General features: G+C 72.1%; 30 protein-coding genes and 1 pseudogene. 14 read left to right on the top strand and 17 right to left on the bottom strand.

Annotation, left to right across the window (positions count from 1 at the left end; genetic code table 11):
• Positions 1-77 precede the first annotated feature (77 nt).
• Together ABZ857_RS09750 and ABZ857_RS09755 are read right to left on the bottom strand one after the other, a co-directional pair.
• On the bottom strand, positions 78-1,052 hold the full coding sequence (locus tag ABZ857_RS09750) for a YegS/Rv2252/BmrU family lipid kinase (protein WP_357040321.1): 975 nt from the start codon (positions 1,050-1,052) through the stop codon (positions 78-80).
• A 28-nt stretch (positions 1,053-1,080) separates the two neighbouring features.
• Positions 1,081-1,476, bottom strand: a complete 396-nt coding sequence (locus tag ABZ857_RS09755; protein ID WP_357040324.1) for a DUF3224 domain-containing protein — start codon at positions 1,474-1,476, stop codon at positions 1,081-1,083.
• A 200-nt stretch (positions 1,477-1,676) separates the two neighbouring features.
• Here ABZ857_RS09755 and ABZ857_RS09760 point away from each other — a divergent pair, with 200 nt between their 5' ends.
• Positions 1,677-2,423 carry an ATP-binding protein gene (locus tag ABZ857_RS09760; protein ID WP_357040327.1) on the top strand — a complete coding sequence of 249 codons (747 nt, stop codon included), beginning with the start codon at positions 1,677-1,679 and terminating at the stop codon, positions 2,421-2,423.
• A gap of 25 nt (positions 2,424-2,448) precedes the next feature.
• On the opposite strand, the gene ABZ857_RS09765 is transcribed toward ABZ857_RS09760, so the two are convergent.
• Positions 2,449-2,898 (bottom strand): universal stress protein, encoded by a 450-nt coding sequence (locus ABZ857_RS09765; protein WP_357040330.1) that lies wholly within the window; start codon positions 2,896-2,898, stop codon positions 2,449-2,451.
• Positions 2,899-3,062: 164 nt separating this feature from the next.
• Here ABZ857_RS09765 and ABZ857_RS09770 point away from each other — a divergent pair, with 164 nt between their 5' ends.
• From ABZ857_RS09770 to ABZ857_RS09780, 3 genes are read left to right on the top strand one after another with little or no spacing between them, the layout of a single operon-like run.
• The gene (locus ABZ857_RS09770; protein ID WP_357040333.1) at positions 3,063-3,998 is read left to right on the top strand and encodes an ABC transporter ATP-binding protein; all 936 of its coding nucleotides are present in this window, start codon (positions 3,063-3,065) and stop codon (positions 3,996-3,998) included.
• Position 3,999: 1 nt separating this feature from the next.
• Positions 4,000-4,773: an ABC transporter permease gene (locus tag ABZ857_RS09775; RefSeq protein ID WP_357040336.1), complete on the top strand. Its 774-nt coding sequence runs from the start codon at positions 4,000-4,002 to the stop codon at positions 4,771-4,773.
• A gap of 3 nt (positions 4,774-4,776) precedes the next feature.
• Positions 4,777-5,577, top strand: coding sequence for an ABC transporter permease (locus ABZ857_RS09780; protein ID WP_357040339.1), 801 nt, complete (start codon positions 4,777-4,779; stop codon positions 5,575-5,577).
• A 62-nt stretch (positions 5,578-5,639) separates the two neighbouring features.
• Here ABZ857_RS09780 and ABZ857_RS09785 read toward each other — a convergent pair whose 3' ends face one another.
• The 3 genes from ABZ857_RS09785 to ABZ857_RS09795 form a co-directional block, all read right to left on the bottom strand.
• On the bottom strand, positions 5,640-6,740 hold the full coding sequence (locus tag ABZ857_RS09785; protein ID WP_357040341.1) for a winged helix DNA-binding domain-containing protein: 1,101 nt from the start codon (positions 6,738-6,740) through the stop codon (positions 5,640-5,642).
• Positions 6,741-6,744: 4 nt separating this feature from the next.
• Positions 6,745-7,770, bottom strand: coding sequence for an aldo/keto reductase (locus ABZ857_RS09790; RefSeq protein ID WP_357041053.1), 1,026 nt, complete (start codon positions 7,768-7,770; stop codon positions 6,745-6,747).
• 166 nt (positions 7,771-7,936) lie between these two features.
• Positions 7,937-8,359 carry a VOC family protein gene (locus ABZ857_RS09795; protein WP_357040344.1) on the bottom strand — a complete coding sequence of 141 codons (423 nt, stop codon included), beginning with the start codon at positions 8,357-8,359 and terminating at the stop codon, positions 7,937-7,939.
• A 281-nt stretch (positions 8,360-8,640) separates the two neighbouring features.
• Here ABZ857_RS09795 and ABZ857_RS09800 point away from each other — a divergent pair, with 281 nt between their 5' ends.
• Complete coding sequence (locus tag ABZ857_RS09800) at positions 8,641-9,651, top strand: WYL domain-containing protein (protein ID WP_357040347.1); 1,011 nt, start codon at positions 8,641-8,643, stop codon at positions 9,649-9,651.
• Between the two features lie 10 nt (positions 9,652-9,661).
• Here ABZ857_RS09800 and ABZ857_RS09805 read toward each other — a convergent pair whose 3' ends face one another.
• Positions 9,662-9,901 carry a TetR/AcrR family transcriptional regulator C-terminal domain-containing protein gene (locus tag ABZ857_RS09805; protein WP_357040350.1) on the bottom strand — a complete coding sequence of 80 codons (240 nt, stop codon included), beginning with the start codon at positions 9,899-9,901 and terminating at the stop codon, positions 9,662-9,664.
• A gap of 133 nt (positions 9,902-10,034) precedes the next feature.
• Between ABZ857_RS09805 and ABZ857_RS09810 the strand changes: the two genes are divergently transcribed.
• The gene (locus ABZ857_RS09810) at positions 10,035-10,184 is read left to right on the top strand and encodes a hypothetical protein (protein ID WP_357040353.1); all 150 of its coding nucleotides are present in this window, start codon (positions 10,035-10,037) and stop codon (positions 10,182-10,184) included.
• A gap of 120 nt (positions 10,185-10,304) precedes the next feature.
• Here ABZ857_RS09810 and ABZ857_RS09815 read toward each other — a convergent pair whose 3' ends face one another.
• Positions 10,305-11,279 (bottom strand): WYL domain-containing protein, encoded by a 975-nt coding sequence (locus ABZ857_RS09815; protein ID WP_357040355.1) that lies wholly within the window; start codon positions 11,277-11,279, stop codon positions 10,305-10,307.
• A gap of 134 nt (positions 11,280-11,413) precedes the next feature.
• Between ABZ857_RS09815 and ABZ857_RS09820 the strand changes: the two genes are divergently transcribed.
• Positions 11,414-11,809 carry a RidA family protein gene (locus ABZ857_RS09820; RefSeq protein ID WP_357041056.1) on the top strand — a complete coding sequence of 132 codons (396 nt, stop codon included), beginning with the start codon at positions 11,414-11,416 and terminating at the stop codon, positions 11,807-11,809.
• A gap of 213 nt (positions 11,810-12,022) precedes the next feature.
• Here ABZ857_RS09820 and ABZ857_RS09825 read toward each other — a convergent pair whose 3' ends face one another.
• Positions 12,023-12,757: a VOC family protein gene (locus ABZ857_RS09825; RefSeq protein WP_357040358.1), complete on the bottom strand. Its 735-nt coding sequence runs from the start codon at positions 12,755-12,757 to the stop codon at positions 12,023-12,025.
• Between the two features lie 133 nt (positions 12,758-12,890).
• Here ABZ857_RS09825 and ABZ857_RS09830 point away from each other — a divergent pair, with 133 nt between their 5' ends.
• A complete protein-coding gene (locus tag ABZ857_RS09830) occupies positions 12,891-13,598 on the top strand; it encodes a helix-turn-helix domain-containing protein (RefSeq protein ID WP_357040361.1) in 708 nt (235 codons plus the stop codon).
• Between the two features lie 11 nt (positions 13,599-13,609).
• Here the strand turns inward: ABZ857_RS09830 and ABZ857_RS09835 are convergent, their stop codons facing one another.
• The 5 genes from ABZ857_RS09835 to ABZ857_RS09855 all read right to left on the bottom strand — a co-directional run bounded on the left by ABZ857_RS09835 (position 13,610) and on the right by ABZ857_RS09855 (position 17,109).
• Entirely contained in the window at positions 13,610-14,008 is a 399-nt protein-coding gene (locus ABZ857_RS09835; RefSeq protein ID WP_357040364.1) for a VOC family protein, read from the bottom strand.
• A gap of 52 nt (positions 14,009-14,060) precedes the next feature.
• Positions 14,061-14,378 carry a DUF952 domain-containing protein gene (locus ABZ857_RS09840; RefSeq protein ID WP_357040367.1) on the bottom strand — a complete coding sequence of 106 codons (318 nt, stop codon included), beginning with the start codon at positions 14,376-14,378 and terminating at the stop codon, positions 14,061-14,063.
• The gene (locus ABZ857_RS09845) at positions 14,375-15,043 is read right to left on the bottom strand and encodes a TetR family transcriptional regulator (RefSeq protein WP_357040370.1); all 669 of its coding nucleotides are present in this window, start codon (positions 15,041-15,043) and stop codon (positions 14,375-14,377) included. The genes ABZ857_RS09840 and ABZ857_RS09845 overlap by 4 nt, the downstream gene beginning before the upstream one ends.
• A gap of 108 nt (positions 15,044-15,151) precedes the next feature.
• Entirely contained in the window at positions 15,152-15,475 is a 324-nt protein-coding gene (locus ABZ857_RS09850; RefSeq protein WP_357040373.1) for a multidrug efflux SMR transporter, read from the bottom strand.
• Between the two features lie 419 nt (positions 15,476-15,894).
• Positions 15,895-17,109, bottom strand: coding sequence for a cytochrome P450 (locus tag ABZ857_RS09855; RefSeq protein WP_357040376.1), 1,215 nt, complete (start codon positions 17,107-17,109; stop codon positions 15,895-15,897).
• 103 nt (positions 17,110-17,212) lie between these two features.
• Here ABZ857_RS09855 and ABZ857_RS09860 point away from each other — a divergent pair, with 103 nt between their 5' ends.
• Entirely contained in the window at positions 17,213-18,325 is a 1,113-nt protein-coding gene (locus ABZ857_RS09860; RefSeq protein ID WP_357040379.1) for a helix-turn-helix domain-containing protein, read from the top strand.
• 124 nt (positions 18,326-18,449) lie between these two features.
• Entirely contained in the window at positions 18,450-19,517 is a 1,068-nt protein-coding gene (locus ABZ857_RS09865) for a radical SAM protein (RefSeq protein WP_357040382.1), read from the top strand.
• 67 nt (positions 19,518-19,584) lie between these two features.
• Here ABZ857_RS09865 and ABZ857_RS09870 read toward each other — a convergent pair whose 3' ends face one another.
• Complete coding sequence (locus ABZ857_RS09870; RefSeq protein ID WP_357040385.1) at positions 19,585-20,526, bottom strand: helix-turn-helix transcriptional regulator; 942 nt, start codon at positions 20,524-20,526, stop codon at positions 19,585-19,587.
• Between the two features lie 138 nt (positions 20,527-20,664).
• Between ABZ857_RS09870 and ABZ857_RS09875 the strand changes: the two genes are divergently transcribed.
• The 3 genes from ABZ857_RS09875 to ABZ857_RS09885 all read left to right on the top strand — a co-directional run bounded on the left by ABZ857_RS09875 (position 20,665) and on the right by ABZ857_RS09885 (position 22,772).
• Entirely contained in the window at positions 20,665-21,918 is a 1,254-nt protein-coding gene (locus ABZ857_RS09875; protein ID WP_357040388.1) for an MFS transporter, read from the top strand.
• A 145-nt stretch (positions 21,919-22,063) separates the two neighbouring features.
• Entirely contained in the window at positions 22,064-22,486 is a 423-nt protein-coding gene (locus tag ABZ857_RS09880) for an alcohol dehydrogenase catalytic domain-containing protein (protein WP_357040391.1), read from the top strand.
• 106 nt (positions 22,487-22,592) lie between these two features.
• On the top strand, positions 22,593-22,772 hold the full coding sequence (locus ABZ857_RS09885; protein WP_357041114.1) for a hypothetical protein: 180 nt from the start codon (positions 22,593-22,595) through the stop codon (positions 22,770-22,772).
• 21 nt (positions 22,773-22,793) lie between these two features.
• Here the strand turns inward: ABZ857_RS09885 and ABZ857_RS09890 are convergent.
• Positions 22,794-22,907: pseudogene (locus ABZ857_RS09890) on the bottom strand (HTH domain-containing protein); the annotation flags it as partial.
• 65 nt (positions 22,908-22,972) lie between these two features.
• Here ABZ857_RS09890 and ABZ857_RS09895 point away from each other — a divergent pair.
• Complete coding sequence (locus ABZ857_RS09895) at positions 22,973-24,121, top strand: epoxide hydrolase family protein (RefSeq protein WP_357040394.1); 1,149 nt, start codon at positions 22,973-22,975, stop codon at positions 24,119-24,121.
• A 54-nt stretch (positions 24,122-24,175) separates the two neighbouring features.
• Here the strand turns inward: ABZ857_RS09895 and ABZ857_RS09900 are convergent, their stop codons facing one another.
• A complete protein-coding gene (locus ABZ857_RS09900) occupies positions 24,176-25,060 on the bottom strand; it encodes a sigma-70 family RNA polymerase sigma factor (RefSeq protein WP_357040397.1) in 885 nt (294 codons plus the stop codon).
• Positions 25,061-25,112: the final 52 nt, after the last annotated feature.

Here is a 25,112-nt window from a genome sequence, read left to right on the forward strand (position 1 = left end):
GTGCGAGGCGCCCGGTCGGTCCGGCTGATGTCGTCCCTGAACCGGGCGCGGGGCGCCGGTCTCCGGGTCTGCGGTGGTCAGGGGGCGGTGTCGGGCAGGCAGACGGTGACGGCCTGGGGCACGACTTTGACCGTGATGCGTTTGACCCGGTCGCGGGCTCCCCCGTCCAGTTCGTACGCCATGGGGGTGCGGAGTTTGACCGATACCTTCCTGGCGCGGGTGATGCGGACGAAGGGGGATTTTTCGGCGTTGCCGGCGCTCATGCGGCCGAGGGTGCGGGCCCATTGGATGGGGCCTTCGGCGGTGGAGACGCCGACTTCGAGCCAGCCGTCGTCGTAGCGGGCGTCTTCGAAGACGTCGATGCCGCCGGTGACGGTGCCGACGTTGCCGACGAGGACGCAGCTGGCGTCGCCGTCGAACCAGTCGGTGTCGTCGATTTTGATCTTCATGGGGGTGACGGCACCGCCGACGTGGCGCAGGCCGGTCCAGATGTAGGCGAAGCGGCCGAGGCGGTCCTTGAGGCCGCGGTCGGCGTCGGCGATCATCTCGGCGTCGAAGCCGACGCCTGCCATGACGGCGAAGTGCTCGCCGTTGATCTTGCCGAGGTCGAGTTTGACGCGGCGGCCCTCGAAGCCGATGCGTACTGCCTCGGGGAGGTCTTCGGGGATGCCGAGGTTGCGGGCGAGGAGGTTGGCGGTCCCGGCGGGGACGATGGCGACGGCGGCGTCGCTGCCGGCGAGGGCGTCGACGCAGCGTTGCACGGTGCCGTCGCCGCCCCAGAGGAAGAACAGTTCGGCGCCGTCCTTGAGGGCCTGGCGGACTTTCTTGGGGGCCTTCTTGCTCTTGGGGACCTCGTGCCAGATGAGGTCGTCGACGTCGTAGCCGGTGATGAGCTTGCGGAGCTCGTCGAGGCCGCCGCCGACGCTCTTCTTGCGGTGTGCGATGACGGCGACGCGGGGTGCCGGGGTTCGGGGGGTGGCAGGCGCGGCGGTGGCGGGCTCTGCCGGGGCGGCGGCCTCGTCGCTGGGCCGCCGGTCAGCGGATTTCACCATGCACCCCGGCTACCCGGACGGCGGGCGGTTAGGCGTCGGGCAGGGTGTAGTCGAGGAGGTAGTGGTGGCCGTCCTCCACGCGGATGGTGCCCTCGCCGGTGAGGCCTGCCAGTTCGCCGGTACCGCTGGTGGGAACGATCTGCCATTTCAACCACTGTTCGCCGTTGTGGCTGGCCGCGCTGTGCTGGAGTGCGAAGGTGCCCTTGCGGCCGTGGAGGGTGCCGTCGAAGTGTTCGACGCCGACGTAGGCGGCGGGGCCGTCGGGGGTGATGACGGTGAGGATCTCGGCGGTGCTGGCGCCGACGAGGTCGCCGTGGAAGGTCTTGGTGATGTGGTTGCGGCCGAAGGTGGCGCCTTCCTTCTCCTCGGTGGCCAGTTCGGTCCAGTTGGTGATGTCGAAGGTGCCGGTGGCGTGTCCGTTCATGTGTCCAGCATGCTCTGTGTTCCTGCCATCTTCTGTCATGTACGGCGGTGGCGGGTGGGTGAGGGGAAGGAGAAAGTTCGGCGAATGCCGTGAAGCCGGCCACTTTGCAGCGGCTCATGACAGATGATCGGAGGCATGGGTTTTCCCCGACCGGCCGTCCCGGTCCTCGCCGGCCGGTCCCTCCAGGCCCGTCCAGCGGAATGCTGACCTCTCCCTTCCCTTCGCAGGAGGGCCGTAGGACCGCGTCCGAGGTGTTCGGGTCCGCCGCGACCGCCCCGCGCCGGGCGCGCGCGTTCGTACGGCGCCAGTTGCGGGGGTGGGAGCTGGCGCATCTGGCCGAGACGGCGGAGCTGGTCGTCTCCGAGCTGGTGACGAACGCGGTGCGGGCGACGGACGCCGTGGTGAGTCCGCCGGTGGCCTCGTCGATGTTCCCGGTCGCCCTGCGTACGGTGGCGCTGCGGGTGCGGGTGGCGCCGGGGCTGCGCAGCCTGTTCATCGAGGTGTGGGACGTCAGCGACCGGGAGCCGGTGTCGCGGGGCGCGGCGGACGGCGATCCGGGGGGCGAGCCGGGCGAGAGCGGCCGGGGCCTCGCGCTGGTCGGCAGCCTGGCCCGGAGCTGGGGCCACTATTCGGCGCCGGATCGGGGCAAGATCGTGTGGTGTGAGCTGGCCATCGCGCCGGGAGCGGGCGGCGCCCAGGAGGCCGGTCCGGGGCCGCGCGGGCGGTCGGGGGTGGCGGAGGGTCCGCGGGAGCGGGTGGCCTCGGTCGCGAACGTTCCTGCGGGGGCGTGTTCGGGGCCGCCTTCGGGGGCGACTTTGGGTGCGCTGCCGCGGCGGGTGCGGCGGCATCCGGTGGGCGCGCGGGCGGACGGCCCGGACGAGGCGACGTTGCTGCGGGTGCTGGAGGGCCTGCGGGCGCTGGACGTGTCCGGTCCGGACCGCCGCTGAGCCGGCCCAGTGGATGCGCGGTGGGTCAGGGGACGACGGTGACCGGCCAGCGGCCGGTGCGGACCAGGCGGAGCGCGACCGAGCCGATGAAGCGGTGACCGGCCTGGGTGGAGGCTCCCACCACGACCGCGTCGGCTCTGATCTCGTCGGCGATCTTGGCGAGGACGCCGGCGGCGTCGCCGTACTCGGTGCGGAAGGTGTAGTCGACGCGCGAGTGGGCGGTCTGGGCGAAGCGCTCCAGTTGCTCGCGTAAGTCCGCGGCGACCTGCTCCCCCGCCTCGATCACCGAGGCCGACGCGGCCGGCATCATGGTGCTGATCGTTCCGGGATTGGTGACGTAGACGAGGACGACGTGCGCTCCCTGACGGCGGGCGAGCCCCCAGGCGTAGGCGGCGGCGCGCAGGGAGGTCTCCGAGCCGTCGATGCCGACGAGGATCACTCGCGGGCCGTCCGTGCCCAGCTCGAACGTGTTCACGCAAGTCAGCGTACGGCCACCTCGGGGCGTCCGTATCCACGTGGATCGGGTGGCGGCCCGGCGGTCTTCGCGGGGGGGGCGCCGGGGAGGCGGGACAGGGCCCGCAACGGGGGGTGGATAACCTGTTGCGGAAATGTCGGGGCCGTTGGTTAGGGTCTCGGATCGTGGCTGATCAACCTTTGATCTACGCGCGTGGCCTGGTCAAACGCTTCGGGGAGTTCACCGCCGTCAACGGGATCGACCTTGAGGTGGCGCCGGGAGAGGCGTTCGGTTTTCTCGGGCCCAACGGGGCCGGCAAGTCCTCGACCATGCGGATGATCGGGTGTGTGTCCACGCCGAGCGCCGGGGAGCTGCGGATTCTGGGTATGGACGCGGTTCACGACGGGCCGAGGATCCGGGCGCGTCTGGGAGTGTGTCCTCAGCTCGACAACCTCGATCCCGACCTGACGGTGCGGGAGAACCTGGTGACGTACGCCCGTTATTTCGGGCTGTCGCGGGCGGAAAGCCGCAGACGGGCCGACGAGCTGCTGGAGTTCGTGCAGCTCGGCGACCGCGCGAACGGGAAGGTGGAGCCGCTGTCGGGTGGCATGAAGCGGCGGCTGACGATCGCGCGGGCGATGGTGAACGAGCCTGATCTCGTGCTGCTCGACGAGCCGACGACAGGGCTGGACCCGCAGGCCCGTCACCTGTTGTGGGAGCGGCTGTTCCGGCTCAAGCAGCGGGGCACCACGCTGGTGCTGACGACGCACTACATGGACGAGGCCGAGCAGTTGTGCGACCGGCTGGTCGTGATGGACGGCGGCAGGATCGTGGCGGAGGGGTCGCCGAGGTCGCTGATCGAGACCTACTCGACGGCCGAGGTGGTCGAGTTGCGTCTTCCCGGGATGCCCGAGGCGGGGTCGCGGTACGCGGCGGCGCTGGAGGGGGTGGGCAAGCGGGTCGACCCGCTGCCCGACCGGGTGCTGGTCTACGTGGACGACGGGGATGCCGCGCTGGCCGAGATCCAGCGGCGCGGGTTGGAGCCGTCGAGCGTGCTGGTGCGGCGGTCGACGCTGGAGGATGTGTTCCTCCATCTGACGGGCCGGACGTTGGTGGACTGAGATGGCTGTGACCCATGGAGTGCATCCGACGCTGGCGGTGCTGGAGCGGCACCTGACCCTCTACCGGCGGTTGTGGCAGGCGTCGGTGTTCTCCTCGTTCGTGCTGCCGGTGCTGTTCCTGCTGAGCATCGGCATCGGTGTGGGGAGTTACGTCGGCAGGGTGCAGGGAGTCGAATACCTGCCGTGGATCGTGCCGGGGGTGCTCGCGTCGACGGCGTTCCAGATCGCGGTGGGCGAGTCGACCTACGCGGTGCTGGGTGACTTCAAGTGGGTCCGGGCCTATCACGCGATGCGGGCCACGCCTGTGGGGCCCGCGGACATGGTCCGAGGTCATCTGCTCTACCTGGTCTTCCGGGTGACGATCGCGGTCGTGGCCTTCCTGGTCGTGGTGGTGTTCTTCGGCGGGCTGCATTCGCCGTGGGCGCTGGTCACACCGCTGGTGTGCGCGGTGCTGACGGTGTCGGTGGCGGCGCCGGTGGCGGCGTTCGCCGCCACGATCGACCACGACAGTTATTTCGCGCTGCTGTTCCGGTTCGTGGTGATCCCTTCGACGTTGTTCGCGGGGGTGTTCTTCCCGGTCGAGCAGCTCACGGCGGTGTTGCGCCCGCTGGCGTACGCCTCGCCGTTGTGGCACGCGGTGGAGCTGTGCCGGGCGGCGACGCTCGGCGCGGCCCCGGCCTGGCCGGTTCCGGTGCATGCCGGGTATCTGCTGCTGTGGGCGGCGGCGGGTCTTTTCCTGGCGGTGCAGGCGTTCCGCCGGAAGCTGGAGGACTGACTGATGGTGACGACGCTGGTGGCGTCCCGGGTCTCCCCCGGCCGGGTGGGCGCCGTCATCGGCCGCAACGTGGGGGCGCTGCGCTCCGGGCCGTCGTACTGGATCGTCCTGCTGTCGGGGTTCTTCGAGCCGCTGCTGTACCTGCTGTCGATCGGTGTCGGCGTCGGCGCGCTGATCGGTGAGCTGACGGTGGACGGGCGGACCATGTCGTACGCGTCGTTCGTCGCGCCGGCGATGCTGGCGGTGTCGGCGATGTCGGGGGCGTTGGCCGAGACGACGTTCAACTTCTTTTTCAAGTTGAAGTATGTGAAGACGTTCGAGGCGGTGCTGGCGACGCCGGTGCGGCCCGTCGAGATCGCGGTGGGCGAGCTGGTCTGGGCGATCGTCCGGGGTTCGCTCTACACCGCGATCTTCCTGGTCGTGATGGTGGCGATGGGGCTGACGGAGCCCGGCTGGGCGCTGGCCGCGTTCCCGGCGACCGTGCTGGTGGGGCTGGCCTTCGGCGGGCTGGGCATGGCCGTCAGCACGCTGATGCGCGGCTGGCAGGACTTCGACCTGATGGGCACCGGGCAGTTCGCGTTGTTCCTGTTCTCCGGGACGTTCTCCCCCGTGCGGGACTATCCGGTCGGGGTCGAGGTGCTGATCCAGCTCACGCCGCTCTATCACTCGGTGGAGCTGGTGCGCGGCCTGTGCATGGGGGTGCTGGGGTGGGGGCTGCTGGGGCATGCGGCCTACCTGGTGGTGCTGGCCGGGGCGGGGGTCTGGTTCGCCTCCCGGCGCCTGACCCGGGCCCTGTGTGACTGACTGTGCGACTGACAGTGTGACTGACAGTGCGACCGCCCCCTCCCGTGCCGGCGTCCTGGCGCTCAGTGGGGAGACGGGTCGATCCGCACACGGTCGCTGTCGTTGTCCGACAGGAACGACGCCAGCGACCGTCCCTCCTCGGTCACTGCGGCGCGGTCGGATCGGGAGAGGCGGCGCAGCGGGGTGACGATCAGGGTTCCGGCCGTGACGTCCCAGGTCGCGGCGACCCGGCCGTCCACCAGGACGACGCGGGCGCCGGCGACCGACAGGCCGCGGTGGGCGTCGTCGACGATGCGGTCGCGGTCGTGGTAGCCGAGGAGCGCGTTGTCGAAGGCCGGCAGGAACCGCACAGGCGCGGGGGTGTCCGGGTCGGGACGCGGTGCGTCGGGCAGGTCCAGCAGTTGCCGGCCCCGTTCGTCGCGGAAGGCGATGAGTTCTTCGCGTACGGCTTCGACCGCGGTGGGCAGCCCGGCCAGACCGCACCAGGCGCGCAGGTCGGCGGACGCGGCGGGCCCGTAGGCGGCCAGATAGCGGCGGACCAGAGCCTGGCCGGCCTGGTCGGAGCCGTCCGGAGGGAGCGGGGTGACGTCGCGTCCCAGCCATGTGGCGAGGGGAAGGTTGCGTACCCCTGCTTTGGTGCGCCACAGGCCGCGCGGGGGCAGCTGGGCCATCGGGATGAGCGCGGCGACGAGCAGCTCGCCCAGGGCCCGGCGCGGTGGTGCGGGCCAGCGGTCCGTGAGCGCGTCGACGAGTTCGGCCATCGTGCGGGGCCGGCCGTCGGCCATGACGTCCCTGCCGGCCGCCGCCACCTCGTCCGGGTCGAGTCCGGCGAGTTCACGGCGGTAGGTGGTCAGCACCCGTTGGCGCAGCATGGTGTCGTGCCGGGCCCGCCAGGCCAGTGCGTCGTCGGCGGTGACGAGGTGGACGGTGCGGCGCATCAGGTGAGTGCGCACCACGTGCCGTCCGGTCAGCAGACCGTCCAAGGTGTCTGGGTGGAAGGCTCGCACCCGCGACCACAGCCCGACGAACGGCTCCTGCGGTTCCTGTGCCTGCATGCCGCACAGGTGGGCGACGACGCCGAGGACGGGTGTGTCGGTGCGGTCGAGCAGGAACTGCCGGGCGAGCGTGGCGCGGTTGAGTGCGCGGCTGTGGAGGACCGTCATGGTGTCAGGCCGCGGCCCGGTCGCCGGCCGGACGCCTGCGCAGCGCCGGGTGCGTGACGGCCGGCGGGTCGTAGGAGATGTCGAGGGGGCCGATGTCGGTCCCGGGCGGGACGATCTCGTCGATCTTGTCGAGGATGTCGTCGCCGAGGGTGACGGCGGCGCCCGCCAGCAGATCCTCGAGCTGTTCCATGGTGCGGGGGCCGATGATGGCCGCGCTGACGTCGGGGTGGGTGGTGGCGAAGGCCATCGCTATGTGGGGCAAGGACATGCCGGCTTCCTCGGCAACGGTGATGAGCTGTTCGACGGCGTCGAGCTTGCGCTCGTCGGTCAGGTGCTTGGGCACCCAGTGCATCCTGGCGTTCTCCGCGCGGGGGGCGCCCTTGCGGTAGCGGCCGGTCAGCAGTCCCGACGACAGCGGGCCCCACACCAGCACGCCCAGGCCGTAGCGCCGGCAGACGGGCAGGACCTCTCGTTCGATGCCGCGGTTGAGGATGGAGTAGGTGGGCTGCTCGGTGCGCAGCCGGTGCAGAGCGCGCCGCTCGGACACCCACTGCGCCTCGACGATCTCCGATGGCGGCAGGTTCGAGGAGCCGATGGCGCGGACCTTGCCGCTGCGCACCAGATCGGTCAGCGCGGACAGGGTCTCCTCGATGTCGGTGCGGGGGTCGGGGTGATGGATCTGGTAGAGGTCGATGTAGTCGGTCCGCAGGCGCCGCAGCGAGTGCTCGACCTCGGCGATGATCCAGCGCCGTGAGCTGCCGTGGCGGTTGGGACCCTCGCCCATCCGGCCGTTGACCTTGGTGGCCAGCACGACGTCGTCACGCCGGCCTTTGAGGGCCTTGCCGACGATCTCCTCGGTCTCGCTGTAGCCGTACACGTCGGCGGTGTCGACGAAGTTGATGCCTGCGTCCAGCGCCCGGTGGGTCATGCGGATGCAGTCGTCGTGGTCGGGGTTGCCCACTGGGCCGAACATCATGGTGCCCAGGCAGTAGGCACTGACCTCGATGCCGGTTCGTCCCAGCTCGCGCATTCTCACGGTGATCCGATTCCTCTTCGATCCAGGGGGCCGTTCGGCGGATTGCCGCGGCCTTGCCGGCAGTCCCGCTCCTGCCGTGCGGGCAGGAGCGGGAAGGCAGAGGGGTGCGGCGGACAGGCGGGTGCCCGCCGCACCCCCTGTGTGGGGTCGGCCGTTGTACTCAGCCGTTGTACGGTGCCGCGACGTCCAGGACCCAGACGACGCCGAAGCGGTCCTTGAGCATGCCGTAGAGCGGTGCCCACTGCGCGGGGCCCAGCGGCTGCACGACGGTCGCGCCGACGGCCAGCTTGCCCCAGAGGGCGGTGATCTCGTCGGTGTCGTCACCGCGTACGGAGACGAAGACGGCGTTCTCGCCCGGGTTCCACGGCGTGTGGGAGGGCACGTCGTAGGCCATGACGTGGAAGCCGTTGTCCGCGACCACCTGGCCCCACATCACCCAGTCCGCCTCGTCCGGGTTCTGCGTGTTGCCCGCGTCCTTGTAGGTGACGGCGACGACGTTTCCGCCGAAGACGGAGTGATAGAAGTCGAGCGCTGCGCGGGCGTCGCCGCGGAAGTTCAGGTGGGTCGTGGTGGTGATGGACATGATGGCTCCCAGCATTCGATCAATCGGACCCGCGCCGGACGAGCTCGAGTCGAAGGCGGCCGGGCACGCGTCGCTGTGGCGGCTGCCCGCCCCGGCGATCGGTGCTCCGGGCGATCTCCGCCGGTTGTTCGGTGGTCACCACCCGAAGTAGCGGACGGGCGTCCTCTACTGGGATGACCTGCGGTGATCGTGCTTCTGCTCGACCTCGGTCGGCGTCGGTGACCTCACATTCCCATGGGTAGAGGACAGGGTGCGTCCTCTACTGGAGCAGGATGGGTTTCATGCCGAAGACGTCCGCGCGGCTGCTCGCGCTTCTCTCGCTGCTGCAGACCCGTCGTAACTGGTCGGGCGAGGACCTGGCCGCGCGGCTGCACATCAGTGCGCGCACGGTCCGCCGTGACGTGGACCGTCTCCGCGAGCTCGGTTATCCGATCACGACCTTCAAGGGGCCCGACGGCGGATACCGGCTCGATGCCGGTTCGCAGATGCCTCCGCTGCTGTTCGACGACGACCAGGCCGTCGCTCTCGCCGTGGCCCTCCAGACAGCCGCCGCGACCGGCGCCGGCATCGAGGAGGCCGCGGCGCGCGCGCTGAACACCGTCCGGCAGGTCATGCCCGCACGGCTGCGCCGCCGGATCGACACCTTCCAGGTCATCGCCGTCGAGCGGCCCGCGGCGCGGCCGGACGCACAGGTCGACAGCGGCGTCCTCATGGCGCTCAGCGCCGCCGTCCACGCCGGTGAGGTGCTGCGCTTCGACTACGCGGCCGCATCCCCGCCGGAAGCGGACGACGAGGGCGTGCTGACGCCGCCGCGCCGGGTGGAGCCTCATCATCTGGTCACCTGGGGCGGGCGCTGGTATCTCGTCGCGTGGGACCTCGACCGTGAGGACTGGCGTACCTTCCGCGCGGATCGGATCACCCCGCGCTCCCCCGCGGGGCCGCGTTTCACCCCGCGCGAGCTGCCCGGAGGTGATGTGGCCGCCTTCGTGACGGGCAGGTTCCGGGGCTTCGACGGCTCGGGCGACTGGCCCTGCCGGGGTGAGGTGATCCTCGGCCTGCCCGCTGCGGCCGTGTCCCGCTACACCCGCGACGCGGTCGTCGAGGAGCTCGGCCCGGACCGCTGCCGGCTCGTGCTGGGCTCGTGGTCGTGGGTCGGCCTGGCCGCCGCCGTCGGCAGGTTCGACGCCGACATCGAGGTCGTCGGCCCGGCCGAGCTCAGGGAGGCCTTCGCGCATCTGGCCCGCCGCTACGCCAAGGCGGCGGGCGGCGCACCCGCCGCACCGAGCCGGTGAACGGGCGTGCTCAGCCGCTCGCGCCGGGCTCCATGGCCGTCCCGGCGGTGGCCGTGACGGCCTGGATGCCGTCCAGGAGCCAGTCGAGGCCGATGGTGAAGCTGGTGTCCCAGTCGGCGTCGGCGACCAGGGGGCCATGCGCGGCGAGGACGGGATACCGGTCGCTCTTGGCAAGGAAGTGCTCACGGGCGGCCTGTCCTGTGGCTTGTCCTGTGGCGTGCTCTCCCCCGGCCGTCCAGGTCGCCTGCATGAGCGCGGACCCGATCACGTGGTTCGACAGCCCGTACGCGGCGGCGGACAGGTGGGGTTGACGACCCCGGCCTTCACCAAGGTGGCGTACAGGAACTCGCTGCGGGCGAGCACGTTGGGGCCGAGTCGCCTCGGTGCGCCACAGCGGTTCCGTACGGCTGGGCGCCCGGGTGGCGCCCGGCCACTTCGCCCAGACCCATTTCCTCGTGTTCGGCGCTGACGGGGGCGTGTACGAGAGCGCCGAGCCGGTGTGGGACGAGGGCCGTGTCGGACGCAGTCGGTGAGGCCCTCTGGGTGCCCGCTGATCGGATCCACGACCCAAGACGGCGGGTGCACGGCGAGCTCACCACGGGTGGGGAGCGGTCCGAATCGCGTCGGCGGCGGCCCGCAGAAGGCGGCAACTCTCAGGATGACAGTCCGTAGCGGGTGGCGAGTGCGGCGGCCCGGTCGCGCAGGGAGTTGCGCAACCACTGCGGGGCCAGGGCTTCCGCGTTCGTGCTGAGCTGCCACAGCGCCCATTCGGCGTGTCTCGGATCTTGGAAGGTCACCTCCAGCCGCAGCCACCCGTCTGAGTCGGCTTCTTCGGCGCCGACGGCCAGCGCGGTGCCCAGCAGGTCCTCCCGCCGCGCCGGGTCCACCCGTACCAGCACGGTGACCTGGTCGCCGCCGGCCCGAAACCGCGTGCTGCGTTCCTGCCAGGCCCGGGCCAGATCGATCCGGTCCGGTCGCTGTGCGGGTTCGGGGAGTTCCTCGGCGGCCAAGACCCGGGACAGCCGGTAGGTGCGGTCCGCGCCAGACCTCGTGGCCAACAGGTAGCCCCGGTCGCGTACGGTGACCAGGCCGATCGGGTCCACCGTGCGCCACTTCGGGGTCTCGTCCACAGCCGCGTAGTGGATCCGCAGCTTGTGTCCGGCGAACACCGCACGCAGGATCTCGGCCGCTACGGCGTCGGACACCTCCTCGGTGACCAGCCGACGCGAGAGCAGGTCGGTCTCCGGGTCGACGAGCAATCGCTCGGCCGCGCCGGCCGCGGTGGTCCGATAGCTTTCGGGCAGCGCGTCAACCACCTTGAGCATCGCCGAAGCGAGCGCCGAGCCGAGGCCGAATGCCTGCGCGCCGCGCCGCGATCCGGCGACCAGCAGGGCAAGGGCCTCGTCGGGGTTCAGTCCGGTGAGCTCGGTCCGGAAACCGGGCAACAACGCGAAACCGCCGTGCCGGCCGCGTTCGGCGTAGACCGGGACGCCGGCCGCGGACAGCGCCTCGATGTCGCGCAGCACGGTGCGGGTGGAAACCTCCAGCTCGCGGGCCAGCGCGGCCGCGGACAGCCGACCGTGCTGCCGTAGCAGCAACACCAGCGAGACCAACCGGTCGGCGCGCACACGAGAACGTTACCGAGATATACGACACAGGATGTCGTGATTCGTTGGGAGGCTCATCAACGCGGCCGAAGTCGGCGGCTACCGAGCCGATCGACGTACCTGATGCCGGCGAATCGAATGGAGCTGATGTGGCAGTGGAGCGAGCGGCGGTCAACCCGTGGGCGTGGTCGACGGAGCTGGGGTACAACCAGGGTGAGATCGTCTCCGGGCACACCCGGACCCTGTACGTCTCCGGGCAGACCGCGATGAGCGGCGACGGCAAGCCCCAGCACGCCGATGACATGGCGGCGCAGTTGGCGCTGAGCCTCGACAACCTGGAGGCCGTGCTCGGCGAGGCCGGCATGTCCCTCGCGAACCTCGTCCGGCTCAACGTCTACACCACCGACGTCGATCGGCTCTTCGAGCACTACGGCGTGCTGGCCTCGCGTTTGGGCGCCGCCGGGGTGGCGCCGACCACCACGATGCTCGGGGTGGCACGGCTGGCGATCCCCGACCTGATGGTCGAGCTCGAGGGGACCGCCGTCGCCTGATGCGACCTCGCCGCCTCCGGCAGGGCTGCCGGAGGCGGCACGAGTAGTAGACAGGCGGGTGATTTACGGTGCTCAGGATCTCGATCGCGCCGATCTCACGCCGATCGTGTCGGCACCGCAGCGTTGCTCTGCGCCGAGCGCCACCCTGAGGCCTGCCACCGCTCGTTGATCGCGCAGCCGCTGTCCGGCAGGCGGGCGGGGGAAGGCTCCGTGTCAGGCCGGAGCGAGGACGCAGAACTCGTTGCCCTCCGGGTCGGCGAGGACGATCCACGGGACGTCGCCCTGCCCGACGTCGGCGAGCGTCGCGCCGAGGGTCTGCAGCCGGGCCACCTCCGCCGCTTGATCGTCACCGCGGTACGGCAGCAGGTCGAGATGGACGCGGTTCCACACGGTCACGTCGGGCGTGCGGAGGAACTCGAGATACGGCCCGACCCCCTTGGCGGAGCGCAGCCGTGCGTGGTCGTCGGTCACCTCGTGCAGGGTCCAGTCGATCGCCTCGCCCCAGAACCGGGCCATGGCCCGGGGGTCGGCGCAGTCGACCACCACCGCGGCGATCGGCCCGGTGTCCCGGTAGATCTCCCGAGGCTCCAGCACGCAGAACACGTTGCCCTCCGGGTCGGCAAGGACCGTCCACGGGACGTCGCCCTGGCCCACATCGGCGGGCGTCGCACCGAGCTCCTTCAGACGCGCGACCAACTCCGCCTGATGGGCCACAGAGGTGGTGGCGAGATCGAGGTGCACCCGGTACTTCACCGTTTCGGGGTCCGGGACGGTGACGACATCGACGCAGACGGCGACGGGGTCCGGCCAGACGAAGTCCACGGGTTCGACGTTGGTCACACCGGGTCCCTCGCTGGAGACACCCCAGCCGAGCGCCTCCGCCCAAAACCGGCCGAGCGCCGCGTCGTCCCGTGCCTTGAAATTCACCTGAACAAGTCGCAGTGCCACGCGCCAACCCTATGTCCGACAGATAAACCAGGATGAACCACGCACCTTCGGCTCAACTGGCGGGCAGGTCGGTGACTTCACCGATCGGCCGAAGGCCACCGCGTGCGCCCCCGGGCGCGGGATAATCGCCCGCGTGTATCGGGAGAGGGCCTCGTGTGTGCCGGGCGCGGTGCTGTGGTGGAGCACCTCCCCCGGCTCCGGAACCGCCACGCGGCGCGTGCTGCCGGACGGATGCATGGACGTGATCTGGGCGGACGGCGCGCTGCTGGTGGCGGGGCCGGACACCGCCGCGCACGTGGTGGCCGACCGGCCCGGCGCCCGGTATGTGGGGCTGCGCTTCGGCCCGGGCACCGGGCCGGTGGTCCTCGGGATCCCGGCGCACGAGCTGCGCGACCGGCGGGTGCCGCTGGCCGGCCTGTGGCCGGGCGCCGAGGTGCGGCGGCTGACGGAGCGGGCGGGCGAGGTCGCGGATTCGGGCCCTTGTCTGGGTGCGGTGTTGGAGGAGGCGGCGGAGCGGCGGCTGGGCGCGGCGCCCCGCCCCGTCGACGCCGCTCTCGTCGGCGCTGTCGTGGACGGCGTGCGCGCGGGCGTGCCGGTCGCGCGGATCGCCGCCGACGCGGGGGTCGGCGAACGGCGGCTGCACCGCCGCTGCCTGGACGCCTTCGGCTACGGGCCGCGGACGCTCGGCCGCATCCTGCGGATGAACCGGGCGGTGGACCTGGCCCGCGCCGGCACGCCGTTCGCCTCGGTGGCCGCCGTGGCCGGGTACGCCGACCAGGCCCACCTGTCACGTGAGGTGAGGTCGCTGACCGGCGTGACGCTCGGCACGCTGATCCGCTGACCACCACCCGGTCAGTCGGCGGGCAGGGCGGCGAACAAGTCCACGCCGTTGCCGTCCGGGTCGTGCACCGTCGCGTAGCGCTGTCCCCAGAACGCGTCCCAGGGCGGCAGGTGTCCCTCGTATCCGGCCTTGACCAGGTCCGCGTACAGGTGATCGACCTCCTCCGGGCCGTCGCAGCGGAAGGCGAGCCCCATGCGCGGCCCGCCGTACGCGGGAGACCAGGAGGGGTCGAACGAACGGACGGTCGCGACGGTGTCCCAGGCGAGGCGCAGCCCGCCGGGAAGGGTCACCTCGACGTGGGGCTCGGCGTCGGCCGAGGGCGGGATGTCCAGCCCGAGCCGCCGGTAGAAGGACAGGGAAGCGGCCATGTCGGTCACGACCAGGCCGATGAGATCGAACGCAGGTGCCATGACGGCCACGGTAGGAGGCGGGCGGGCCGGCCGTCTTGAACGTATCGGACACTCAGCGGGAGAAGGGCGTGACGGCCGTGACGGCGGCCACCGGGATCGGCCCGTAGATGTGAGGGAACGCCTCGTCCGTCCCCTCGGGCACCTCCAGCCTGACCACGCAGCCGAGCCGGGCCTCGTCGATCTCCAGCAGCACCAGGGGCTCGGTGACGTGTCCGTAGTAGCGGCCCGCGACGCCGCGTGCCTGGGCCAGGTCGGCCGAGGCGTGGATGTAGCCCTCCTCCTCCAGGGTCCGGCCGAGGGTCGAGACGCGGTACTCGCCCGCGGTGACGGCCGCGTCCCAGTCGGCGGCGAGCGCGAGATGGAAGATCATGGGCCGACCCTAGCGGGCGGTCCGAGCGCGGCCAGCGCGCGGGCCACCGCCTCCCGGGCGCGGTCCCTGCCGTCGGGGCGGGCCTCGACGACGTCTTCCACCCACAGGCCCGACAGCAGACCGGCGACGAGCCGGACCTCCGCGGGCCCGCAGGGGTAGCCGGCGCGTTCCAGCACCGCGGCGACGATCTCGTCGCAGCCGTCGGTCCAGGCGCGGGCGATGGCCTGCAGCGCGGGGTCGCGGCCCGCCTGCAGGTACAGCTCCCACAGGCCGAGCTGGCGCAGGCGGTCGGAGGCGTACACGCCGGTGAGCGTCTCGGCGACCGCGGCCGGCGCACGGCCCGCGAGGCGGTCCACCGTCGCTCGCATGCCGGCGAGTTCGCGCTCGACCAGCAGGGAGAAGGCCTCGGCCAGCAGTTGGTCGCGGCTGGTGAAGTAGTAGGAGGTGGCGGCGAGGGGGAGGCCGGCCCGGCGGGCGACGGCCCGGTGCGTCACGGCGGCGAAGCCGCCGTCGCCGAGCAGGTCGACGGCCGCGTCCAGCAGCGCCTCCCTGCGGCGTACGGCGCGCTCCTGCGGGCGCCGCGGCTGGGGTGAGACGACGGCCTGTGCGGCGACGCCGCGTGCGGGGGCCGCCGGGACGGGTGCGGGCCGGTCCTGATCGGGCACGCCGTGCTCCTCCCCTGGGTCGTCGGGGCTCCGCCGCCGGCCGGGGAGCTGTCCGGATCACCTTTGGCGGGCGCCCGCCGCCGGGGTCAATCGATCGGAGCCGATCGATCAGTGCGCCCCGGAGAGGTTGAGCACGGCGACCCCGGCGATGATCAGCGCGATGCCGGCGGCCTTGACGAGGTTCATGTGCTCGCCGAGGAACAGCGCGCCGATCAGCGCGATCGCCGCGGTCCCGGTGCCCGCCCACACCGCGTACGCGATGCCGACGGGCATGCGGAGCTTGAGCGCCCAGGCCAGCAGGACGAACGAGGCGATGTACCCGGCGGCGACCACAACGGTCCAGCCCCAGCGGGTCAGGCCGTCGCTGAGTTTGAGCGCGGAGGTGGCCAGGACCTCCGAGGCGATCGCGGCGACGAGCAGGAGCCAGGGCATGGGAACCTCTCCGATAAAACTGAACGCTTGTCCCAATTTTACTCGGCGTGGCTCCGCAAAGCCATGGGCGGGCCAGCCAGGCGCTCCAGGCTTGTTGACCAATCGCGCGCTGCGGACGCGAGCGGGGCGACTTCATCCGGGGCCATGCGGCTCGGTTTCGCGTTGATGCTGAAGTCCTTCGAGCTGGAGGCACGCTTTCCCGGCGTGAGGACATTCGCCGAGCGCCGCTCCGACGGCCGGTTCACCTGGGTCGCCGTGGCCTGACCCGATGGCGAGCCCGCGCCTCGCCCGCTCCCGGCCACCAGGCGAGCGCCGAGCGAGCACTGAGCGAGCACTGAGCGAGCACTGAGCGAGCACTGAGCGAGCACTGAGCGAGCACTGAGCGAGCACTGAGCGGGCACCGCGTCATGGGCCGTGTTTCACAGGGTCACCGGCAGCGCGGCCAGCCGCCACGTGCCGGGGTCGGGGGCGCGCAGCTCGTCGGGCGGGGCGGCCATGGCCAGGCCGGGGAAGCGGCGCAGCAGCGCGGTGATCGCGACCTGGGTCTGCACGCGGGCGAGGGACGCGCCGAGGCAGAAGTGCGGGCCGTGGCCGAACCCCAGGTGGCCGGCGCCGGGCGCCCGGGTCACGTCCAGCCGGTCGGGGTCGGCGAACACCCGCGGGTCGCGGTTGGCCGCGGCGACCAGGGCGGTGACCTTCGCCCCCTTGGGCACGGTCACGCCGTGCAGTTCGACGTCCTGGCGGGCGTGGCGCGGGATCGCCAGCAGTGCGGGGCCGCACCAGCGGATGAGCTCCTCGACGGCCCCCGGCATCAGCGCGGGATCGGAGCGTACGGCGGCGAGCTGGGCGGGGTGGGACAGCAGGGCGGCCACGGCGTTGGCGATGAGGTTGGTCGGCGTCTGACCGGCGAGGACCAGGTGCCAGACCATGGTGACGATCTCGGTGTCGCTCAGCCGGTCCCCGTCCTCGGCCTGGACGCGCGCCAGGTCGCCCAGCACGTCCCGCGGCACGTCCCCCGGGCCGTTCTCCTGCGGGGGCAGGGCGCGGCGGGCGGCGACGGCGTCCCTGGCGCCCGCCATGATGCCCGGGATGGCCCGCGCGAAGTCGCTGCCCGCCCCGGCGGCGACGGTGGCGCCCCATTCGCGCCAGCGCGGGCGGTCCTCCTCGGGGATGCCGACCAGCGCGCAGATGACGTCCATCGGAAGCGGCCGGGCGAAGTGCCGCAGCAGGTCGACCTGTCCGCCGTCGGCGTGCGCGGGCAGGTCGTCGAGCAGGGCGTCGACGATGGCTTCGATCCGGGGCCGGAACTCGGCGGCCCGCCGGGGGGTGAAGGCCGGGGCGACCAGTTTGCGCAGCCGCGCGTGCTCGGGGCCGTTCATCTCGCTCATGGTCCGCATGTACGGCAGGCAGTCGTCGGGGACCTGCGGGCGCATGAAGCTGTCGGCGGTGAGTTCGAAACGGGCGTCGCCGAGCATCGCCCGCGTGCCGTCGTACCGGGTCAGGGCCCATATCGGGCCGAGGCCGGGAATCGTCAGCCGCGCGAGCGGAGCGCGTTCGCGCACGCGTCCGTAGGCGGTGAAGGGGTCGCGCAGGACCTCGGGGTCGGTGAGGTCCACCTCGGGCAGAGTGATCACGGACAGCTCCAGATGTTCAAATCAGATGTTCTTGTCATCTGAGTGGTGAAGGTATCTTGGGTTCCGCCGTACGGCAAGCGGGCGTACGCGGACGAGGAGAGGGATGAAACGCCTCACGAGGGCCGAGCTTCAGGCGCTCAACCGGGCCAAGGTGCTGGCCGCCGCCCGCGACGAGTTCGCCGAGCGGGGGTTCCGCGAGGCCAAGGTGGACGCGATCGCCGACCGGGCCGGACTCACCCGAGGCGCGGTCTACTCCAACTTCCCGGGCAAGCGGGCGCTGTACTTCTCGGTGCTGGCCGATCTGGCCGAGCGGGAGGCCGCGCCGGGCGGGACGCCCGGCACCGAGACAGCTGAGACATCTGGGACACCGGGTGCCAAGACACCTGGCGCGGCCACGGCCGGGGAGGCGCTCGCCGCCTTCGCCCGCGCCTGGGTCTCCCGGCTTCCGCTGGCCACCGACGACCCGGCCAGGCTCGGCATGGACCTGATGCCGGAGGTGCTCGCCGACCAGCGGGTCCGCCAGCCGTTCGCGCAGCTCATGAAGCTGAACGCGATCGTGCTCGGGCTCGCGCTCGAACGACTGGACGGGCACGCCTCCGCGCGGCGGCGGGTGCGGGTCGCGGAGACGGCCCTGACCACCCTGTACGGCGCGAGCCAGATGGCCGACGCTGCGCCCGGGTTCGCCGAGCCGTTCGACATCGTCGCGGCGTGCGAGGGGCTCGCGGACCTCGATCTCGGCGACCGATGGGACCTCCCTCACCTGCCCTTCGTCCCCCTCGCGCGACCCGCCGGCGAGCCCTGGTCGCCGCCGCCGGCAGTGGACGCGCTGCGGGGCGAGCCGGCCCCGCTCGCGCGTGACGGCGTGGTGGCGGTCCTCGGGCTGCACCGCCTGGGGGCGGTGGAGGAGGCGGTGCGGGCCGCACCGCCCGGTGACGAGGTCACCGCGGTCCTGGTCACCGGCGACCCCGGCGAGCTGGGGCCGCTCGCCCGGCTGACCCTCGCCGACCTGCGGGCCTGTCTGCGGCGGGCGCTGCCCGCACCGGCCTGGCCGTGCCTGCGCGTGGTGCACGACGAAGAGGGGGCCGTCGCGGCGGCGGCCGGGGTGACCGCCGTGAGCGACGGCACCGAGGTGGCCGTCCGGGTGCGATCGGGCCGCGTGGTCGCCCGCGCCGACGGGTACGGCGCCTGTCACGCCGCCGCCTCCGCCGAGCTCTGACCGCACGGCCCCACTCAGACAGGCCCCACTCAGACAGGCCCCACTCAGGCAGGCACCGTACGGGCGGGCGCGGGTGGGCGTGGACACTTGGCGTGACGGTCGAATGCGTGTTCTACTGAACCTCATGCGTCGCGACGCCACTTCCCGCGCGGGGGACCAGACCCCTGCGCGGCCCCGAGGGCAGCAGCAGACGGTGCGGCAGGCCGGGCAGAAGTCGGTGCAGCAGTCGCTCGTCGGTGAGGGCCCCGTCCGCCCGCGCATCGAGCGGCAGGCCGTCACCCGCGTCTTCGACGGCATCACCTGCTACGAGGTGCCGGCCCGCGCGGCGCTCGAGCGGGTGCCCGAGGCCGCCGAGATGCCCTTCACATGGGGCGCGAGCCCCTATCGGGGCTGTGAGGCGGGCTGCGGCTACTGCACCGCCCGGCGCGGCCACCGCTATCTCGGCCTGGACCCGGGCCGCGACTTCTCCACGAAGATCGTGGTCAAGACCGACCTGGCCCGCCGCCTGCGGCGCGAGCTGGCCTCCCCCCGCTGGAGCGGCGAGCCGCTCGCGCTGGGCCTCACCGGCGACTGCTACCAGCCGGCCGAGGAGATCTACCGCCTGATGCCCGGCGTCATCCGGGCCCTGGCCGACGCGGCCAACCCGTTCACCGTGCTCACCAGGAGCCCCCTGGTCCTGCGCGACCTGGACCTGTTACGCGAGGCCGCGAAGGTGACTCAGGTCGGCGCGATGGTGTCGGTCGGTTTCGTGGACGACCGCCTGCGGCGCGCCGTGGAGCCGGGGACCGCGACGCCGCAGCGGCGCCTGGAGATCTGCGCCGCGCTGAACGAGGCCGGCATTCCCTGCGGTGTGCTGATGGCGCCGATCCTGCCGCTCATCACCGACTCCACCGATCACCTGCTGGCGACCGTACGGCGGGCGGCCGAGGCGGGCGCGGTCAGCGTGACGCCCGTCGTGCTGCGCCTGCCCGCCGGCGTCCGGGAGTGGTACATGGGGTGGCTGGAGCGCGAGCATCCCGGTCTGGTGCCGCGCTACCAGGCGCTGTACGGCAAGGGCCAGGTCGCCGAGGACGGCTACCGGCGGCGGATCGCCGAGCAGGTGCGCGTCCTCGCCGAGACCTACGGCATCGGCAGGGACACCCGGCGCTGGAGGCGGCGCCGCTCCCCCGACCGGCAGCTCGCCCTCGTCTGACCGAGGCCGCTGCGGCGAAAGTCGGCCTAGCCGTTGCGGGTGTCGGCCGAGGGCAGGCTGTCGAGGCTCAGCCCTGCCGGCTGATGGGTCGTGTTGCCTGCGGCTGGGTGGCTGCCAGGCTGGTGAGGAGTTTGAGTCGCTCTTCAGAGGTGCTGCCCGGTTCGGCGGTGTAGATGGTGAGGTCGTACACCGTCCGGTTGGACACGGGCAGGTCCAAGGACTGGTAGGTCAGCTCCAGGTCGCCGACCTGTGGGTGCCATAGCCGCTTGATGCCGTCGTGGCGGATGCGGACGTCGTGGGCGGCCCACTGGCTGCGGAACCGAGGGCTGAGCGTGGACAGCTCGCCGACGAGTTCGCGCAGGGCCCGGTCGTGGGGTTCGCGTCCGGCTTCGGCGCGCAGCAGTGCGGCGGTGGCGGCGGCGGCCTCGTCCCAGTCGACGAAGAACCGGTGGGCGGCCGGGTCGAGGAAGATGTAGCGGGCGATGTTGGCGCGGCCGTGCTCGGTGGTGGTGGGGCTGTCGAAGACCGGTGCGTGCAGGGCTCGGGCCAGCGGGTTGTGGGCGATGATGTCCTGGCGGCCGTTGCGCAGGAACGCCGAGGACATGGTCATGGAGTCCAGCAGCCACTGGACACGGGGCGGGACCTGGACGTCCTTGCGCCGGGACGGTGTGCGGCGGCTGGGCCGGGCGGCGCGGGCCAGGTCGAACAGGTAGGTGCGTTCGTCCTGGTCCAGTCGCAGTGCCTGGGCGACCGCGTCGAGCACGTCTTCGGACACGCCGCTGATGTGACCCTTCTCCAGCCGCGTGTACCACTCGGTGCTCACTCCGGCCAGCACGGCGACTTCCTCGCGGCGCAGCCCGGGCACCCGGCGCCGGCCGCTGGTGGGCAGCCCGGCCCGCTCCGGAGTGATCTTGGCTCGGCGGGTGGCGAGGAAGTCCCGGATCTCGGCGCGGTTACCGGCCCGCTCGGCGGCCCGGCCGCCGGCGGGGTTGTCGGGTCGGTCGTCCATGTCATCCACGGTAATCCGCAGGTCACCACGCAGGGGGGTTGAGGTTGTCCCCCCGACGAACGCGCTCTGCCTCCCGTACGGAAAAACGGTTGTCCTGGGCGTCAGCACGTTGAACGCGACCTGGATGCGGAGATGGACATGAGTACGCGAGGAGAAGCCCTGCGGCGGCCCGCGGGCGCGGGTGACGCCGACGCGCCCGGCGAGCGCGGGCAGCCGCCCGCGCGGCTGCCGCTGGTGGTCTATGTGCTGGCGTTGGGCACCTTCTTGATGCTCACGACGGAGTTCGTGGTGGCGGGCCTGCTGCCGGAGATCTCAGGCGACCTGCGGGTGAGCATGCCCCGGTCGGGGTTGTTGATCACGGTGTTCGCGGTCGGGATGATCGTCGGCGCGCCCTTGACCGCGATGCTGACGCTGCGGCTGCCCAGGCGATCGACGCTGATGCTGGCCTTGGGCGTGTTCGCCGCCGGGCACCTCATCGTCGCGGCCGGCTCCAGCTTCGCGCTGCTGCTGGCGGCACGGTTCGTGACGGCGCTGGCCACCGGGGCGTTCTGGGCGGTGGCCAACGTGGCCGCCGGCCGCGCCGCGGGTCCCGCCGCACGCTCCCGTGCCCTGGGCCTGGTGGGCGCCGGGGGCATGCTCGCCAATGTCGTCGGTGTGCCGCTCGGCGCGTTCGCCGGGCAGCTGGTGGGCTGGCGGGGCCCGTTCTGGGTGCTCGCGGTCCTCGCCACGGCGGTCGCCGGGCTGATCGGCCGCACCGTCCCGCACGACGGCGCAGATCATCGGGCGGTGTCGGTCCGGTCGGAGGTGACGGCTCTGCGCTCGGGTCGCCTGTGGCTGGTGCTGGCGGCCTGCGCGGCCACGACCGGCGGGGTGCTGTCGGCCTACTCCTACATCGCGCCGCTGCTGACCGGCCGGACCGGTGTCGCGGCCGGGCTCGTGCCGCTGGTGCTCGTCGGCTTCGGCGCCGGAGCCCTGGCGGGCTCGCTGGTCGGGGGCCGCTTGGGGGACGTCCGCCCGCACACCGTGACGATCGCGGCGGCCGCGGGGGCCACGGTCCTGCTGCTGGCGATCTGTCTGCTGTCGGACCACGCCTGGGCCACGGTCGTTCTGGTCGCTCTGCTGGGGTTCTTCGGGCTCGGCGCCAACCCGGTGCTGATCTCCCTGTCCGTCCGCTTCGCGGGGCCGGCGCCCACCCTGGCGTCCGCCCTCAGCGTCTCGGCGTTCAATTTCGGGACCGCGGTCGGCACCTGGATCGCCGGGCGCGCCCTCGACTCGTCCCTGGGGAGCACCGGCCCCGCCGTGGTCGGCACCGCCATCGCCGCGCTGACTCTGATCCCCACGATCACGATCGCCCTCATCCGGCGCCGCCGTTCCGCAGCACCCGCCCACTAGGTCCGCCCCGCCGGGTGTATGGCCAGGTCAGCCGGGGAGGTCGCAAGGAGCGAAGACGCTCGGACCAGATCGCGGTCACGGCCCGGGGCTGCTGCCCCGCCGCCACCACCTGAGACACACCAACCACCTGAAACGGAGAGTTCTGATGCGTGCAACCTTGATGTACGGCGCCGGCGACGTCCGGGTCGAGGACGTGCCGGACCCGGTCATCAAGCTGCCCACCGACGCGCTGGTCCGGGTCACCGCGTCCTGTGTCTGCGGCAGCGACCTGTGGCCGTACGGCTCGATGATGCCCGAGGACGGGCCCGCCCGGATGGGGCATGAGTTCATCGGCATTGTCGAGGACACCGGCGCGGAGGTGACCGCCGTCAAGAAGGGCGACCTGGTCGTCGCGCCGTTCGCCATCTCCGACAACACCTGCGAGTTCTGCCGCGAGGGTCTGCACACCTCCTGCGCCAACCCGCAGGCCGGCTTCTGGGACGGCGAGCCGGAAGAGGGCGGCCAGGCCGAAGCGGTCCGCGTCCCGCTCGCCGACGGCACGCTCGTCAAGCTCCCCGTCGCCGCCTGATCGGCCCTCATCCCGTCCCTGCTGACGCTCTCGGATGTGCTCGGCACCGGCTACCACGCGGCGGTGGCGGGCGGTGTCGACGAGCGCACCCACGTCACCGTGATCGGTGACGGCGCCGTCGGACGCACCCGTCCGGGCCTACATCGAAGAACTGATGCCCGGCATCCTCGACGGCACCATCGAACCGGGAAAGGTCTTCGACGCCACCACCGACCTCGACGGGGTCCCGGCCGGCTACCAGGACATGGCCGACCGCAAGACCCTCAAGGTCCTCATCAAGCCCTGACAGAGATATCAGAGCCCCGCGCCGGCGAAGCGTCCGGGTCGTGACGTTCAGGCGCTCTGCGAGGTCGGTGCCCGACCAGGCGCGGTGGGTCTGCGGCAGCGACAGCAGCCGGAGCGGGCGGGCCGGGGTTTCCAACGTGCGTTCATGGTGACGAATGTGGAGGACCGGAGCTGTCCTACACCGGCGGGAGGCTGTGTGCCGTGAGCCCATCAGAACCGTTTCGCATCGACATCCCGCAGGCCGATCTCGACGACCTGGCCGGCCGTCTGGCCCGCACCCGCTGGCCCGACGAGCTTCCCGGCGTCGGCTGGTCCTACGGGGTGAGCAAGGACTACCTCATGGAGCTGGTCGAGCACTGGCGCACCGGCTACGACTGGCGCGAGCACGAGGCCCGCCTCAACAAGGTTCCGCAGTTCACCACGGAGATCGACGGCCAGAACGTCCATTTCCTGCACGTACGCTCGCCCGAGCCCGGCGCCACCCCGCTGATCGTCACGCACGGCTGGCCGAGCACGGTGTACGACTTCCTGGACATCCTCGGGCCGCTGACCGATCCGCGCTCGCACGGCGGCGACCCGGCGGACGCCTTCCATGTCGTCGCGCCCTCGGTGCCGGGTTTCGCGTTCTCCGGCCCGACCCGCGAGACCGGCTGGGGCGCCGGCCGTGTCGCGCGGGCCTGGGCCGAGCTCATGCGGCGCCTCGGGTATGAGCGTTACGGGGCGCAGGGGGGCGACTTCGGCAGCATCGTCTCTCCGGAGCTCGGCCGGATCGCGCCGGAGCGCGTGATCGGCGTCCATGTCAACGCGCTGGCCACCGCCTCGACGCCGATCGACCCCGGCGAGCTGGACAGGCTCACCGGCGACGAGCGCGAACAGGCCAGGCGGAACCAGAAGTGGTGGTACGGCCACTCCGGCTACGCCACCCAGATGTCCACCCGGCCGCAGACCCTGGCGTACGCGCTCAACGACTCCCCGGCCGGTCAGCTGGCGTGGAACCTGGAGTGGTTCGTGGACTGGGACGCCACCCGGACCGAGCGGACCCCCGTCGACCGCGACACCGTACTGACCAACGTCACGATCTTCTGGCTGACCGGGACGGCGGGATCGGCCGCGCGGCTGTACCTGGAGACCGGATCGGAGGCGTGGGGACGGCGCCCCACGCCCTCGCCCGTGCCGACGGGGGTGGCGAACTTCCTCGGCGACCGGGCGATCCGCGGGCTGGCGGAGCTGTCGAACACCGTCGTCCGCTGGTCGCGGTTTCCCCGCGGCGGGCACTTCGCCTCGCTGCAGGCTCCGGACCTCCTGGTCTCCGACATCCGGGACTTCTTCCGCGATCTGAGAGCCCGGTAGGCAGGAGAGCCTCCTGTCCGCGGCGCGACGGGCGAAGCCGGCGCCGGCAGTGGATCACGCCGGATCCGGCAGGTCCATCGCCGTGAGCCGGGCCGGGTTGGCCACGACCGTGATGCCGGCGATGCGGCCGTCGACGACGGTGAACGCCATGACCGAAAGCGGAGTGCCGTCCTCGCGCCACGACACGATCCCGGGAAGGCCGTTGACGAGCACCGCTCGGCCTCGCGCGGCCGCGCCGGCGCCCAAACGGCTTTGTGAGCCGGCGGCGACTTCGGTGGCGCCGAGGACGACGACCACACCGCCGGGGGTGTCGGCGGTCAGCTTCACCTCGGGGTCGAGCACGCGCAGCAACCCCTCGAAGTCGCCGCGGCGCGCGGCCGACAGGAAGGCCTGGACCACCTCGCGCTGCTCCCGTCCGGCGGCCGTCGGGTGCTCGGCCGCCTGCACCTTCCTGCGGGCGCGGCTGGCGAGCATCTTGGCGGCGGCGGTGGACTTGCCGAGGATGTGGCCGATCTCGTCGAACGGCACCGCGAACAGGTCGTGCAGCACGAACGCCAGCCGTTCGCCCGGCCCGAGCGACTCCAGGACGACGAGGAGCGCGAGGCCGACCGAGTCGGCGAGCGCGACGTCCTCCTCCGGCGCGGGGCCGTCGTCGGCCGTCACGACGAGCTCGGGCAGCCGGTGGTCGTAGGACGCCTCGGGGCGGGCCTGGCGCGATCGCAGGACGTCGAGGCTGATCCGGCCGACCACGGTGGTCAGCCAGCCGGCGAAGTTGTGGATGGCCGCGGTGTCCTGGCGGGACACCCGCAGCCAGGCCTCCTGGACCACGTCCTCGGCGTCGGCATACGATCCGAGCATGCGGTAGGCGACCGCGCGCAGCCGGTCGCGCTGGGCCTCGAACGCCTCGGCCACCGGGTCCGCCGGGCTGGTGTCGCACATGTTTGTTACCTTCCTCGGATCTGCTCCGTCATCGGGATGACGGGCCCGGAGG

Source organism: Microbispora sp. NPDC046933, from assembly GCF_040644635.1.
Classification (GTDB): Bacteria; Actinomycetota; Actinomycetes; order Streptosporangiales; family Streptosporangiaceae; genus Microbispora.